The sequence below is a fragment of the Streptomyces sp. NPDC031479 genome, from assembly GCF_055581065.1.
Window position 1 is genome coordinate 140,301 of the sequence record NZ_JBVIKC010000011.1, and the last position, 13,867, is coordinate 154,167.

10 protein-coding genes are annotated in these 13,867 nt (G+C 71.6%); 5 read left to right on the forward strand and 5 right to left on the reverse strand.

All coding sequences use genetic code 11. From position 1 onward, the window contains the following. Positions 1–54: 54 nt before the first annotated feature. The gene (locus ACZ5D2_RS15195) at positions 55–2,118 is read right to left on the reverse strand and encodes a S9 family peptidase (protein WP_468929450.1); all 2,064 of its coding nucleotides are present in this window, start codon (positions 2,116–2,118) and stop codon (positions 55–57) included. A gap of 199 nt (positions 2,119–2,317) precedes the next feature. On the opposite strand from ACZ5D2_RS15195, the gene ACZ5D2_RS15200 reads away from it, so the two are divergent. Next, positions 2,318–3,784 carry an MFS transporter gene (locus ACZ5D2_RS15200; RefSeq protein WP_371681129.1) on the forward strand — a complete coding sequence of 489 codons (1,467 nt, stop codon included), beginning with the start codon at positions 2,318–2,320 and terminating at the stop codon, positions 3,782–3,784. A 32-nt stretch (positions 3,785–3,816) separates the two neighbouring features. Beyond that, complete coding sequence (locus tag ACZ5D2_RS15205; RefSeq protein ID WP_371676174.1) at positions 3,817–4,389, forward strand: hypothetical protein; 573 nt, start codon at positions 3,817–3,819, stop codon at positions 4,387–4,389. A gap of 7 nt (positions 4,390–4,396) precedes the next feature. Here the strand turns inward: ACZ5D2_RS15205 and ACZ5D2_RS15210 are convergent, their stop codons facing one another. After that, complete coding sequence (locus tag ACZ5D2_RS15210; RefSeq protein WP_371676173.1) at positions 4,397–5,791, reverse strand: cytochrome P450; 1,395 nt, start codon at positions 5,789–5,791, stop codon at positions 4,397–4,399. Positions 5,792–6,193: 402 nt separating this feature from the next. On the opposite strand from ACZ5D2_RS15210, the gene ACZ5D2_RS15215 reads away from it, so the two are divergent. After that, the gene (locus ACZ5D2_RS15215) at positions 6,194–7,690 is read left to right on the forward strand and encodes an IMP dehydrogenase (protein WP_371676172.1); all 1,497 of its coding nucleotides are present in this window, start codon (positions 6,194–6,196) and stop codon (positions 7,688–7,690) included. A gap of 170 nt (positions 7,691–7,860) precedes the next feature. Here the strand turns inward: ACZ5D2_RS15215 and ACZ5D2_RS15220 are convergent, their stop codons facing one another. The 3 genes from ACZ5D2_RS15220 to ACZ5D2_RS15230 form a co-directional block, all read right to left on the reverse strand. Next, positions 7,861–9,390: a helix-turn-helix domain-containing protein gene (locus tag ACZ5D2_RS15220; RefSeq protein WP_371676171.1), complete on the reverse strand. Its 1,530-nt coding sequence runs from the start codon at positions 9,388–9,390 to the stop codon at positions 7,861–7,863. A 135-nt stretch (positions 9,391–9,525) separates the two neighbouring features. Further along, positions 9,526–9,783: a hypothetical protein gene (locus ACZ5D2_RS15225; protein WP_468929456.1), complete on the reverse strand. Its 258-nt coding sequence runs from the start codon at positions 9,781–9,783 to the stop codon at positions 9,526–9,528. After that, a complete protein-coding gene (locus ACZ5D2_RS15230; RefSeq protein ID WP_468929458.1) occupies positions 9,780–10,040 on the reverse strand; it encodes a hypothetical protein in 261 nt (86 codons plus the stop codon). Before ACZ5D2_RS15230 ends, ACZ5D2_RS15225 begins: the two co-directional genes overlap by 4 nt. A gap of 384 nt (positions 10,041–10,424) precedes the next feature. Here ACZ5D2_RS15230 and ACZ5D2_RS15235 point away from each other — a divergent pair, with 384 nt between their 5' ends. Further along, entirely contained in the window at positions 10,425–10,784 is a 360-nt protein-coding gene (locus ACZ5D2_RS15235) for a substrate-binding domain-containing protein (RefSeq protein ID WP_468929461.1), read from the forward strand. Between the two features lie 139 nt (positions 10,785–10,923). Then, on the forward strand, positions 10,924–13,653 hold the full coding sequence (gene acnA, locus ACZ5D2_RS15240; RefSeq protein ID WP_468929464.1) for an aconitate hydratase AcnA: 2,730 nt from the start codon (positions 10,924–10,926) through the stop codon (positions 13,651–13,653). The last annotated feature ends 214 nt before the right edge of the window (positions 13,654–13,867 follow it).

Sequence of the window (13,867 nt, forward strand, 5' to 3'; positions counted from 1 at the left end):
GGGAAGAAAGAGGGCCCCGCGGACGAAGCCGTCCGCGGGGCCCTCCGCGTACCGCTAGGAGACGGCCAGTTCGCGGCGGAAGAACGCCAGTTCCTGCGCCATCACCTTCTCGCGGGTCCCGCCCGGGGTCATGTGGGTGACGCCCGGCAGGGCCAGCAGGTGGTGGGGGCGGCCCGCGTCGGTCAGGGCGCGGGACAGGCGCAGGGTGTGGGAGGGGTGGACGTTGTCGTCGGCCAGGCCCGTGACCAGCAGCAGCGGCCGGGTCAGCCGCGGCGCGTCGGGGAGCAGGCAGTCCCGTTCGTACACCTCGGGGTGTTCCTGCGGAAGCCCCAGGTACCGCTCGGTGTACGCCGTGTCGTAGTGCCGGAAGTCGGTCGGAGCGGCCCCCGCGGCCGCCGCGTGGAAGACGTCCGGGCGGCGCAGTACGGCCATCGCCGCCAGGTAGCCGCCGTAGGACCAGCCGCGTACGCCGACCCGGCCGAGGTCCAGGTCGCCGTGGCGGGCGCCGAGGGCCCGCAGGGCCGCGACCTGGTCCTCCAGGGTGACCTCGGAGAAGCCCCGGTACATGGCGTGGGTGAAGGCGGGGGAGACGTAGGGGGTGCCCCGGTTGTCGACGGTGACCACCGCGAAGCCCTGGTCGGCCCACCACTGCCGGGCCTGCCAGCGGCGCGGCTCGGCGGTCACGTCCTGGAAGCCGGGGCCGCCGTAGCTGTCCATCAGCACGGGCAGCCGCCGGCCCGGGACGTGGTCGCGCGGCAGTACGAGGGCGGTGGGCACGCCGTGCTCCGTGACCCGCTCCAGCACGGGGACCACCCGGTACGGCAGCGGCGCCGACAGGTCGCGGGGGACGAACGCGCGGCCGTCGGCGGTGCGCACGGTGCGCCGGAAGCCGTCGGTGTCGGCCGAGGTCAGCAGCAGCGTCCCGGAGGAGGCCTGTACGGAGTGCACCCCGGGCCCGTCGGCGAGCGGGGTCAGCCCGCCGGTGTCCGGGTCCAGCAGCAGCACCTGCTGCTCGGAGGGGTCGCGCAGTCCGGCCTCGATCAGGAGCCGGCCCTCGTGGATCCCGGCCACGCGGCGGACCTGGATCCCGTCACCGGTGAGCGGCTTCCCGTCGAGGGCCAGGCCGCGCGCGGCCCCTCCGGGGGTGTCGGCGGCGGTGAGCATCCGCCCGTCGGGCAGCCGGGCCGGGGTGCCGGGTACCAGCGGGTCCACCCACTGGGGGTGCGTGGTGACCGACAGCTCCCGGGTGCGTCCGTTGGCCGGATCGACGCTGAGCAGCAGGACGCTGCGCTGGAGCCGGTCCTGGACGGTCAGCAGGATCTCCGTCGGCGACTCCCAGTCGGCGTCCGAGACGTAGGGGTGGGTGGTCGCGTCCCAGACGACGCGCACGCGGCTGCCGTCCGGGCCCAGCACCCACAGCTGGACGTCGGCGTTGGGGCCGCCCGCCTCGGGGTAGGCGAAGTCCTCGGCGGGCAGCTCCGGGTGGGCGGGGTCGGCGAACCAGCGCCGCTGCAGGGCGCTCTCGTCGACCCGGGCGGCGAGCAGGGTGATCCCGTCCGGGGACCACCAGTGGCCGCGGGCGCGGCCGAGCTCCTCGGCGGCGGCGAACTCGGCGACGCCCCAGCGGGCCCCGTCGTCGGGGCTGATCCGGCCGCCCGGGGCGACGTGGAGGGCGTCGTCGGCGACGTACGCGGTGCGCGATCCGTCGGCGTTGGGGCGGGGGTCGAAGGCGGGGCCGGCGGAGGGTATCCCGGCCGGTCCGCCGATGCCGTCCCAGGTGACCCGGAAGAGCCGCCCGTACAGGGGGAAGACGGCGCTGCGCCCGTCGCCGGAGAGGGCGTACGAGCCGATCCCGGCGGCGACGAGCCGGGTGCGCTCGCGCAGGCGCCTCTCGGTGACGGGGAGTTCACCGGGCTCGTGGGAGAGCGCGCGGGGGTCGGCGAGCAGGGTTTCGGTGCCGGTGGCGGTGTCGAGCACCCACAGGGCTTCGAGGGCGTCGGTGGGCCCCGTCGAGCGCAGGAACCACAGGAGGCGGCCGTCGTCGCCGAAGGCGAGGGCGCGGGGCGCTCCGTGGGTGAACCGGGCCGTGTCGGCGGAGAGCCTGAGGAAGTCGTCCATGATCCCAGTCTGACATGTGCAATATCACATGGCATAGAGAGGGGCGGAGGACTGGGCCGTTCGAGTGGTGACCCCCGGGGGGCGGGCATAGCGTCGACTAGTGGACCCGAACGCACTGCCGACCAACAAGGGGACCGACGGCACGGTCCGAGGGGGCGGAAAAGGGCTGGCCCTGTTCGTGATCGCCTCCTGCCAGCTCATGGTCGTTCTCGACATCACCATCGTGAACATCGCGCTACCACACATCCAGACCGCGCTCGACTTCTCGACGGAGAGCCTGTCCTGGGTGGTCAACGCGTACACCCTCACCTTCGGCGGACTGCTCCTGCTCGGCGGGCGGACCGGCGACATCCTCGGCAGGAAGCGCGTCTTCATCTTCGGTGTCCTGCTCTTCGGCCTGGCCTCCCTGCTCGGCGGCCTGGCCCAGAACGAGGGCCAGCTGATGGCCGCACGGGCCCTCCAGGGCGTCGGCGGCGCCATCGCCTCGCCGACCGCGCTCGCCCTGATCACCACCACCTTCCGTGAAGGCCCGGCCCGCAACCGGGCCTTCGGCGTGTTCGCCGCCGTCTCGGCGGGCGGCGGTGCGATCGGCCTCCTCGCGGGCGGCGTCCTCGTCGAATGGCTCAACTGGCGCTGGGTGTTCTTCGTGAACGTCCCCATCGCCGTGCTGATCGCCGTGCTCGCGACACGGGTCCTGCACGAATCCGAACGCCATCCCGGACACTTCGACCTCGCCGGCGCGCTGCTGTCGACCACCGGCATGGTCGCCCTCGTCTACGGGTTCATCCGCGCGTCCCAGGAGGGCTGGGACGACCCCTACACGATCGGCTCCTTCATCGCCGCCGTGGTCCTGCTCTCCCTGTTCGTCCTCAACGAGCGGCGCTCGCCCCAGCCGATCACCCCGCTGCACATGTTCGCCGACCGCAACCGGGCCGGCACCTACGGGATCATGCTCTTCCTCGCCTGCGCGATCTTCGGCATGTTCTTCTTCCTCACGCTCTTCGTGCAGAACGTCCTCGGCTTCAGCCCGCTGCAGGCGGGGCTCGCCTTCCTCCCGGTCAGCGTGATGATCGCGATGGCGGCCGGCGTCACCTCGCAGCTGCTCCCCAGGTTCGGGCCCAAACCCTTCATGGTCACCGGAGCCCTGTGCTGCGCGGCCGGGCTGGCCTGGCTGACCCGGATCGACGTCGACTCGACGTACCCGGGCAGCATCCTCGGCCCGATGCTGGTCTTCGCCACCGGCATGGGCCTGCAGTTCGTCTCGCTGACCCTGATGGCCCTGTCCAACGTGCCCGACCGGGAATCGGGCGCCGCGTCCGGCCTGCTCAACACGATGCAGCAGATCGGCGGCTCGCTCGGCCTCTCCATCCTGGTGACCGTGTTCGGCACGGCCAGCCGCAACGAGGCCAAGGAGCAGGTCCCGGACTTCCTGACCTCCTCCACCCCCGCGCAGAAGCTCCTCTTCGCACACACCCACCAGCTCCCCAAGCCCTGGGCCGACCAGGTGCTCACCTCCGGCGTGAGCACGGCCTTCGTGGCGGCCGCGGCCTTCACCCTGATCGGTGCGGCCATCGCCCTCTTCGTGATCCAGGTCCGGCCCTCCGACCTCGCGCGGCTCCAGGGGAACCACACCCCGGCGGCCGTCCAGGGGGAAACGGGCGGGTAGGGTCGTAGATCATCGACTTCGGGGGGAATCCGATGCCCAGATCCACCACCGCCCGACGGGCGACCACCGCCGTACTGGCGCTGTCCCTGGCCGTCCTCACCGCGGCCTGCGGCAACGACGCCGCGCCGAAGGCCTCCTCGGCCCCGTCGCCGGCGTCGGCCGCCTCACCGGGCACGGTCCCGTCGACGGCGTCCGACCCGTCCGGCCCGTCCGCCGCGAGCGCACCGCCTTCGCCCCGCGTGCCGGGGAGCACCCCGTCCATGTCGGCTCCGGCCGACGGCGGCGCGCCCGCCCCCGGGCCGGAGAAGGTCCGGGACGCCTTCGCCGGGCTCCAGGCCACCCTGGGCGAATCCTGCACCCCGGGGAACTGCGCCTACTTCCTCGGCCGGGTCCACGACGAACTCCACCGGATGGACCGCGCGATGAAGGCCGACCCGAAGGGCCCCGGCCACTTCCCCGAGCCGATCGCCGCCGTGGCGAAGCTCGACCGGGAGCTCGGCGGCGACCGCACCTTCGAGAACCTGAAGAAGCACCAGAGCACCCTCATCGGCACCCGCGACGAGATCAACACCTGGATGCAGGACCACCCCGACGACTACCGCTGATCCCGGCTCAGGTCCGGACGCGGCGGATCCGGCAGCGGGCCGGGCCCGTCGTGCGCAGGGTGATCCCGGCGCTCACCGGCACCTCGGTGTCCACCGCCTCGAACTCGTAGGCGCGCAGGACCATCGCCAGCGCGATCACCGACTCCAGCATCGAGAAGTGCTGCCCGATGCAGGCGCGCGGGCCGCCACCGAACGGGAACCAGGCGTAGCGGGGGCGGGCCGCCTCCGCCTCCGGGGTGAAGCGGCCGGGATCGAAACGGTCCGGGTCGCTCCAGTACCGGGGGTGGCGGTGCGTCACCCAGGGCGCCAGGATCACGGTGGCGCCCGCCGGGACGGTGTGGCCGTCGATCACGGTGGTGGCCACGGCCTCGCGGCCGATGACGGGGGCGGCCGGGTAGAGCCGCATCGCCTCCTTGAGCACCTGGGTGAGGTACGGGAGCCGGTCCAGGTCGGCGGCCTGCGGCGGGCGGTCGCCCAGCACGCGGGAGACCTCCTCGCGGGCCCGCGCCTGCTCCTCGGGGTGGCGGCCGAGCAGGTGCAGGGCGAAGGCCAGCGAGGTGGCGGTCGTCTCGTGGCCGGCCAGCAGGAAGATCAGTACCTGGTCGCGGAGTTCGGCCGCGTCGAAGCCTCCGTCGTCCGCGCTCCGGGTGGCGGCGAGCAGGGTCAGCAGGTCCTCGCCTCCCGCCCCCCGCCCGTCCGGGGCGTCACGGCGCGCCGAGATGATCCCGTCGCAGACGGCGTACAGCTCCTCCATCGCCGCCGCCGCCCGCCGGTTGCCCGGGGTCGGCCAGCCGCGCGGCACGTTGGCGGGGGAGTAGCCGCGGCGCAGCACGTACTCCGTGATGACGGGGAAGCAGCGGTCCACGACGTCCACGGTGGCGTCCACGTCGGTGCCGAAGAGGATCCGGGCCACGGCGCGCAGGGCCAGGTGCGTCATCTCCTCGCCGACGTCGACGACCCCGTCACCGCCGTCCTCCCAGCCGGCGAGGGTGCTCGCGGTCTCGGTGGCGACGGCGTCGGCGTAGCCGTCCACCCGCTTGCGGGTGAACAGCGGCTGCACGAGCCGGCGCTGTCGCAGGTAGTCCTCGTCCTGGCTGGTCAGCAGGCCGTTGCCGAAGGACTCCCGGATCTCCTGGTAGAAGGGGTTGTCCTTGCGGAAGTTGGCGGACTCGGTGGCCAGCACCCGCTGGGCGCCCTCCGCGGAGAAGACGCAGTACAGCTCGGCGCGCAGTCCGGGCGGACCGGCCGGGATCCGCACGACGTCCCCGTGCCGCCGGCGGGCGCGCAGATAGGTGCCCAGGGAGTCCGACTTCAGGTCGAGGAGCGACCCGAGCAACGGGAGGCCCTCCAGAGCGGGGACCTCCGTGCCCGCGTCCGCTCCGTGCTCTGTTCCCACTGTCATGACCGCCCCCCTCGAAACCGTACCGGCGGCCGATTCTGCCGCCCCCGCCCCGCCCCGACGAGGCCTTTCTCCGGCCACCTGACCGAAAACCGCTGCCGAGCCTGCGATCGGCTGACCCCGCCCCCTGCCACCGGGCACGACCGAGCGGGCCGAGGGCCCGAACGAGCCACCCACGAAAGGCGATCGGAGGTGAAGGGGCGGGATTCGTTCGGTGACGGGACAGTCGATAGGGTGTCGGATCACGACCGCACCCGGTTCGACCCACGGGCGGGTCAGGGCTCTGCCACCACGCGTGGCACCCCTACGGCCGCCATGCCGGCACCTCCTGCCCGGGGCTCGGGAAACCGGGGCGGTCTTCACGGCCGGGCAGTCGGGCCCCGGTCGACGGGCCAGGAGGAACGCGTGGCACAGATCATCGCCGAGGTCTCAAGAACGTTCAACGAGTTCCTGCTCTTGCCGAACAGGACCAGGACCGACTGCTCGTCGGCGACGGTCGACCTGCGCACGCCCCTGGTGCGGCACGTCGTGGGAGAGCGGTCGGCGATCGAGCTCGGCTCCCCGTTCACGTCCGCGATCATGCAGGCCGTCAGTACACCGGAACTCGCGATCGCGCTCGCGCGCAACGGCGGTCTGAGCTTCCTGCACCACAACCAGTCGATGGAGGACCAGGCCGCGGCCGTCCGCCAGGTGAAGAACTTCAAGGCGGGGTTCGTCACCAGCGACACCAACGTCCGCCCCGACGACAGCCTGAGCCACCTGGTCGCCGTCATGGAACGCACCGGCCACAGCACCGCCGCGGTCACCCACGACGGCAGTGCCACCGGGCGTCTGCTCGGCCTGGTCACCTCCCGCGACTTCCACCCCCGGCGCCATGACCTCGACGGTCCGGTGGGCGGTCGGATGACCCCCATCGCCGACCTGCCCCACGCCGGGGCCGACACCACGCTCTCCGAGGCCAACGCCCGGCTGTGGGACCAGCGGCTGGACTGCCTCCCCGTGGTGGACGCCGAGGGCCACCTGCAGTACCTGGTGTTCCGGTCCGACTACGCGGACAACAAGCGCTTCCCGAACCAGGCCGTGGACGGCGCCAAACGCCTGCGCGTGGGCGCGGGCGTCAACACCCACGACTACCGGGAGCGCGTCCCCGCCCTGTTGGAGGCGGGCGCGGACGCCCTGTGCTTCGACTCCTCCGACGGCTACAGCGACTGGCAGGCCCAGGCCCTGACCTGGGTGAAGAAGAACTACCCGGAGATCCCGGTCGGCGGCGGCAACGTGGTCGACGGGGAAGCGTTCACCTTCCTCGCCGAGGCCGGAGCGGACTTCGTCAAGGTCGGCGTCGGCGGCGGCTCCATCTGCATCACCCGCGACCAGAAGGGCATCGGCCGCGGCCAGGCCAGCGCGGTGCTGGACGTCGCCGCGGCCAGGGACGCCTTCCGCGAGCGCACCGGCGAGTACGTGCCGATCTGCTCCGACGGCGGTCTGGTGCACGACTACCACGTGGCCCTGGCGCTGGCGATGGGAGCCGACTTCGTCATGATGGGGCGCTACTTCGCCCGCTTCGACCAGGCCGCCGGCGCGAAGCTCCCCACCCGGGACGGCTTCGTGAAGGAGTACTGGGGCGAGGGGTCGAACCGGGCCCGCAACTGGCAGCGCTACGGCCAGGGCGGCCAGGGCCTGATCTTCGAGGAGGGCGTCGACGGCTACGTCCCCTACGCCGGCGACCTCAACGAAGGGCTCGCCCTGACCATCGCCAAGCTCAAGACCACGATGGTGTCCTGCGGCTCCGCCACCCTCGCGGAGCTCCAGTCCACGGCCCGGCTGACCCTGGTCTCCGACCAGAGCTTCCAGGAGAGCCACGCCAACGTCACCCTGCGGGACACCCCGGCGACCGTGGCGTAGGCGTAGGCGTAGGCGTAGGCGTAGGCGTAGGCGTAGGCGCAGGCCACGCGGGTGCGGGTCGCGCGCCGGCCTCCCGAACGGAACGAGGCCCCATCGCTCTCCGCGAAGAGCGATGGGGCCTCGTCCGGGTGACGAACCGTGTCCCGGTCGGTCCCGGTATGCCCTGATCCTCAGATGTCGCGGAAGATCTCGATCTGGGCGCCCACGGAGTTGAGGCGCTCGGCGAGCTCCTCGTAGCCGCGGTTGATGACGTAGACGTTGCGCAGCACCGAGGTGCCCTCGGCCGCCATCATGGCGAGCAGGACGACCACCGCCGGGCGCAGGGCCGGCGGGCACATCATCTCGGCGGCGCGCCAGCGGGTGGGGCCCTCGACCAGGACGCGGTGCGGGTCCAGGAGCTGGAGGCGGCCGCCGAGGCGGTTGAGGTCGGTCAGGTAGATGGCCCGGTTGTCGTACACCCAGTCGTGGATCAGGGTCTGGCCCTGGGCGACCGCGGCGATGGCGGCGAAGAACGGGACGTTGTCGATGTTCAGCCCGGGGAAGGGCATCGGGTGGATCTTGTCGATCGGCGCTTCGAGCTTCGAGGGGCGGACCGTGAGGTCGACCAGGCGGGTGCGGCCGTTGTCGGCCACGTACTCCGCGGAGCGGTCGTGGTCGAGGCCCATCTCCTCCAGCACCGCGAGCTCGATCTCCATGAACTCGATCGGGACCCGGCGGATCGTCAGCTCCGACTCGGTGACGACGGCGGCGGCGAGCAGGCTCATCGCCTCGACCGGGTCCTCCGAGGGGGAGTAGTCCACGTCGACGTCGATGACGGGGACGCCGTGGACGGTGAGCGTGGTGGTGCCGATGCCCTCGACCTTGACGCCCAGCGCCTCCAGGAAGAAGCAGAGGTCCTGGACCATGTAGTTGGAGGAGGCGTTGCGGATGACCGACACGCCGTCGTGGCGGGCCGCGGCCAGCAGGGCGTTCTCGGTGACCGTGTCCCCGCGCTCGGTCAGCACGATCGGGCGGTCGGGGGAGACCCCGGCCTCGACCTGCGCGTGGTAGATGCCCTCGGTCGCGGTGATGTCCAGGCCGAAGCGGCGCAGGGCGATCATGTGCGGCTCGATGGTCCGGGTGCCGAGGTCGCAGCCGCCGGCGTACGGCAGGCGGAAGTGGTCCATCCGGTGCAGCAGGGGGCCCAGGAACATGATGATGCTGCGGGTGCGGCGGGCCGCGTCCGCGTCCATGGCGTCCATGTCGAGACGGGCCGGCGGGACGATCTCCAGGTCCACGCCCTCGTTGATCCAGCGGGTGCGGACGCCGATGGAGTTCAGGACTTCGAGGAGCCGGTAGACCTCCTCGATGCGCGCCACCCGGCGCAGCACCGTACGGCCCTTGTTGAGCAGCGTGGCGCACAGCAGGGCGACGCACGCGTTCTTGCTCGTCTTGACGTCGATGGCACCGGACAGGCGACGGCCGCCCACGACGCGCAGGTGCATCGGCCCGGCGTAGCCCAGGGAGACGATCTCGCTGTCGAGGGCTTCCCCGATGCGGGCGATCATCTCAAGGCTGATGTTCTGGTTGCCGCGTTCGATGCGGTTCACGGCGCTCTGGCTGGTGCCGAGTGCGTCGGCGAGCTGACTCTGTGTCCAGCCGCGGTGTTGCCGGGCGTCACGGATGAGCTTGCCGATGCGTACGAGGTAGTCGTCTGCCATGGGTGCACCGTATCTCAGATATGAGATTCGGCTCGCGCCGGGCGTGGCGTACGGGTGTAACCCTCCGTCAGCTCCCGCTCGGCTCCCATGGTGGGGCCGGAACGCGCGCGGTGCACGCGGAGTCGGCCGGACGGGTCACCGGTCCCGCGCCGGCGGCTCCGTCCGCCTCGGTGCCCGCCGGAAGCGGTGCCGGCCCCTGTCGCCCCCGTGGACCGTCGCGTACGGGTCCGGCCGCGACGCCGCCGCCACTGCGGGGGCCGCGCGCGCCGAAGCCGCCCGTCCCGCCTCCGAGTCGGGGTCGTGCACCACGAGGCCGCCGGCCAGGGCCATCCGTACGCCCGTCCCGCTGACGTCGGCCACCGGACAGCGCGTCACGTTCCGGTGCCCCGTCACCTGACGGGCGTACGCGTATCCACCCAAAGCGGCGCGTACCGCCCGGTCTCCGAGTCCGTGGGCGTGCATCTGCCGGCCCGGTTGAAGGCGGCGCTGAGCCGGCCGTAGTCCGCCGCCGAGGTGCGGAGCCCGCCCCGGTTCGGGGTCGGGCCGCCCTGCCCGTCGAGGTACGGATCCAGCAGGGCGGCCGTCTGCGCCGGGTACTCGACGACCCCGTCCAGGAAGACCTTGACCATCCCGAACCGGAACCCCGGCACCCCCTCGAACTCCCGCCGCAGGCCGCGTGCGTACGCCGGCGCGACGTCCGGGTCCTCGGCCTGCTGCGCCGAGAGCGCCCGGGTCGGGCGTGGCCGCCGCGATCCCGGCGATGTCCAGGGCCCGCTGATTGCCCCACAGGTCGTGCCCGTCGCCGCCGACGAGGGCGACGGGCCGGCGGTCCGGGGCGCTCCCCGGCGCCGGGCGGGTGGACGCGGCCGTCGTGGATGCCGCCCATCACGGTGTTGCCGCGGGCGCCGACCGCCTCGGTGTCCCGGCTCCCGTACCGCCGCAGCGCGGCGCGTCGGACCCGGCGGCCAGGACTCCGTTTGATCGAGAGCTTGACCGGAACCCGTCCCGGGCGACGAAATCCGTACGATGGCCGCGTGCGCATCCCCTTCCCGGGCCCCGCGTCCTCCCCGACGCCGACGCCGACGCCGACGCCGACGCCGACGCCGACGCCGACGCTGGCACCGGCCGCCGCCGCGCGCCACGGCATCCGGATTCCTGGTGGAGGCCCGGCGGAGGGCGGGCCGCTGCTGGTGTGCGCCAGTGGGGATCCGGGGTACGCCGAGAACGAACCCTCCGTGACCACCGTCACCCCCGATCCGGAGCGGATCGCCGAATCGGCGGTTTCGTCCCTGGTCAAGCTGATCGAATCCGGACATGCGGAATCGACTGGCCGACTGACGGTCCCGGCGGGGCTGCGGGTGCGCGCCTCGTCCCGGACCCCTCTCATGTACTAGAGTTATCTCGACATCGAGATATCTGCCCAAGACGTACCGCAGCCGTCCCGCCGGTAAGGGTTACCTAACTGAGCCTTACCTTAGCGGATTGGCCGGAGTGCCTCGCGGCAGGATTGCGGTAATACGCGCGAAATCATGCATGAAGGAGACTGTCGTGTCGGCGAACAGCTTCGACGCCCGCAGCACGCTGCAGGTGGGCGACGAGTCGTACGAGATCTTCCGGCTGGACAAGGTCGAAGGCGCCGCCCGCCTTCCCTACAGCCTGAAGGTCCTTCTGGAGAACCTGCTCCGTACCGAGGACGGCGCGAACATCACCGCCGACCACATCCGGTCGCTCGGCAACTGGGACTCGCAGGCCCAGCCCAGCGAGGAGATCCAGTTCACGCCGGCTCGCGTGATCATGCAGGACTTCACCGGCGTCCCCTGCGTCGTGGACCTCGCCACCATGCGCGAGGCCGTGAAGGCCCTCGGCGGCGACCCGGCGAAGATCAACCCGCTCTCGCCCGCCGAGATGGTCATCGACCACTCGGTCATCGCCGACAAGTTCGGCACGAAGGACGCCTTCGCGCAGAACGTCGAGCTGGAGTACGGCCGCAACAAGGAGCGCTACCAGTTCCTGCGCTGGGGCCAGACCGCCTTCGACGACTTCAAGGTCGTCCCCCCGGGCACCGGCATCGTCCACCAGGTCAACATCGAGCACCTGGCCCGCACCGTCATGGTCCGGGGTGGCCAGGCGTACCCCGACACCCTCGTCGGCACCGACTCGCACACCACCATGGTCAACGGCCTGGGCGTGCTGGGCTGGGGCGTCGGCGGCATCGAGGCCGAGGCCGCGATGCTCGGCCAGCCGGTCTCCATGCTGATCCCGCGCGTCGTCGGCTTCAAGCTGACCGGCGAGCTGCCGACCGGCACCACCGCCACCGACCTCGTGCTGACCATCACCGAGATGCTGCGCAAGCACGGCGTCGTCGGCAAGTTCGTCGAGTTCTACGGTGAGGGCGTCGCCGCCACCTCGCTCGCGAACCGCGCCACCATCGGCAACATGTCGCCGGAGTTCGGCTCCACCGCCGCGATCTTCCCGATCGACGACGAGACGCTGAAGTACCTGCGCCTGACGGGCCGCGACGCCCAGCAGGTCGCCCTGGTCGAGGCGTACGCCAAGGAGCAGGGCCTGTGGCTGGACCCGGCCGCCGAGCCGGACTTCTCCGAGAAGCTGGAGCTCGACCTCTCCACGGTCGTCCCCTCCATCGCCGGCCCGAAGCGCCCGCAGGACCGCATCGTCCTCGCGAACGCCTCCCAGCAGTTCGCCCTGGACGTCCGCAACTACGTGGACGACGCCGACGAGGCGGGCAAGGAGTCCTTCCCGGCCTCCGACGCCCCGGCCTCCGTCAACGGCGTGCCGACCCGCCCGACCCAGGTCACCCTGGCCGACGGCACCTCCTTCGAGATCGACCACGGCGCCGTCACCGTCGCCGCGATCACCTCCTGCACCAACACCTCGAACCCCTACGTCATGGTCGCCGCGGCGCTCGTGGCCAAGAAGGCGGTCGAGAAGGGTCTCGCCCGCAAGCCGTGGGTCAAGACCACCCTGGCCCCGGGCTCGAAGGTCGTCACCGACTACTTCGACAAGGCCGGCCTGACCCCGTACCTCGACAAGATGGGCTTCAACCTCGTCGGGTACGGCTGCACCACCTGCATCGGCAACTCCGGTCCGCTGGACGAGGAGATCTCGAAGGCGATCAACGAGCACGACCTCGCGGTCACCTCGGTCCTCTCGGGCAACCGCAACTTCGAGGGCCGCATCAACCCCGACGTCAAGATGAACTACCTGGCCTCCCCGCCGCTGGTCGTCGCGTACGCCATCGCGGGCTCCATGAAGGTGGACATCACCAAGGACGCCATCGGCACCGACACCGAGGGCAAGCCGGTCTTCCTCGCGGACATCTGGCCCTCCGAGGCCGAGGTCAACGACGTCGTGGCGAACGCCATCGGCGAGGACATGTTCAGCAAGTCCTACCAGGACGTCTTCGCGGGCGACGCCCAGTGGCAGGCGCTGTCGATCCCGACGGGCAACACCTTCGAGTGGGACCCGCAGTCCACCTACGTCCGCAAGCCCCCCTACTTCGAGGGCATGACGATGGAGACCACCCCGGTCTCCGACATCGCCGGCGCCCGCGTGCTGGCGAAGCTGGGCGACTCGGTCACCACCGACCACATCTCCCCGGCGGGTGCGATCAAGGCCGACACCCCGGCCGGCAAGTACCTCACGGAGCACGGCGTCGAGCGCCGCGACTTCAACTCGTACGGTTCCCGCCGCGGCAACCACGAGGTCATGATCCGCGGTACCTTCGCCAACATCCGCCTGCGCAACCAGATCGCGCCGGGCACCGAGGGCGGCTTCACCCGCGACTTCACCGTCGAGGGCGCGCCGGTCGCGTTCATCTACGACGCCTCGCAGAACTACCAGGCCGCCGGCATCCCGCTGGTCATCCTGGCGGGCAAGGAGTACGGCTCGGGCTCGTCCCGCGACTGGGCCGCCAAGGGCACCGCGCTGCTCGGCGTCAAGGCCGTCATCGCCGAGTCCTACGAGCGCATCCACCGCTCCAACCTGATCGGCATGGGCGTCCTGCCCCTGCAGTTCCCCGAGGGCGCCACCGCGGCCTCCCTGGGCCTCACCGGCGAGGAGACCTTCTCCTTCACCGGTGTGGAGGAGCTGAACGCCGGCACCACCCCGCGCACGGTCAAGGTCACCACCGACACCGGTGTGGAGTTCGACGCGGTCGTCCGCATCGACACGCCGGGTGAGGCCGACTACTACCGCAACGGCGGCATCATGCAGTACGTCCTGCGGAACCTCATCCGCGGCTAGGCACTGCGGCCGCCGACTCGGGCGGCACCGAAGGGCCGTATCCCCGACACGGGGGTACGGCCCTTTCGCTTATTTGGCCGGAAGCCAGGTTTCGGGGAGGTCTCAACTCGGAAAAGCTGACGGACAACCGTGCGCATGATCTTGCTCACATGAACGGAAGTGGACTATACCTGTGCGCGTCCGGCCCACCGCGGCACGAGCGGCTCCGGACCGG

Bases quoted from the DNA above. Each gene is read 5' to 3' on its own strand.
- ACZ5D2_RS15195 (WP_468929450.1), bottom strand. From the start codon at position 2,118: ATGGACGACTTCCTCAGGCTCTCCGCCGACACGGCCCGGTTCACCCAC.
- ACZ5D2_RS15200 (WP_371681129.1), top strand. From the start codon at position 2,318: ATGGTCGTTCTCGACATCACCATCGTGAACATCGCGCTACCACACATC.
- ACZ5D2_RS15205 (WP_371676174.1), top strand. From the start codon at position 3,817: ATGCCCAGATCCACCACCGCCCGACGGGCGACCACCGCCGTACTGGCG.
- ACZ5D2_RS15210 (WP_371676173.1), bottom strand. From the start codon at position 5,791: ATGACAGTGGGAACAGAGCACGGAGCGGACGCGGGCACGGAGGTCCCC.
- ACZ5D2_RS15220 (WP_371676171.1), bottom strand. From the start codon at position 9,390: ATGGCAGACGACTACCTCGTACGCATCGGCAAGCTCATCCGTGACGCC.
- acnA (WP_468929464.1), top strand. From the start codon at position 10,924: ATGAAGGAGACTGTCGTGTCGGCGAACAGCTTCGACGCCCGCAGCACG.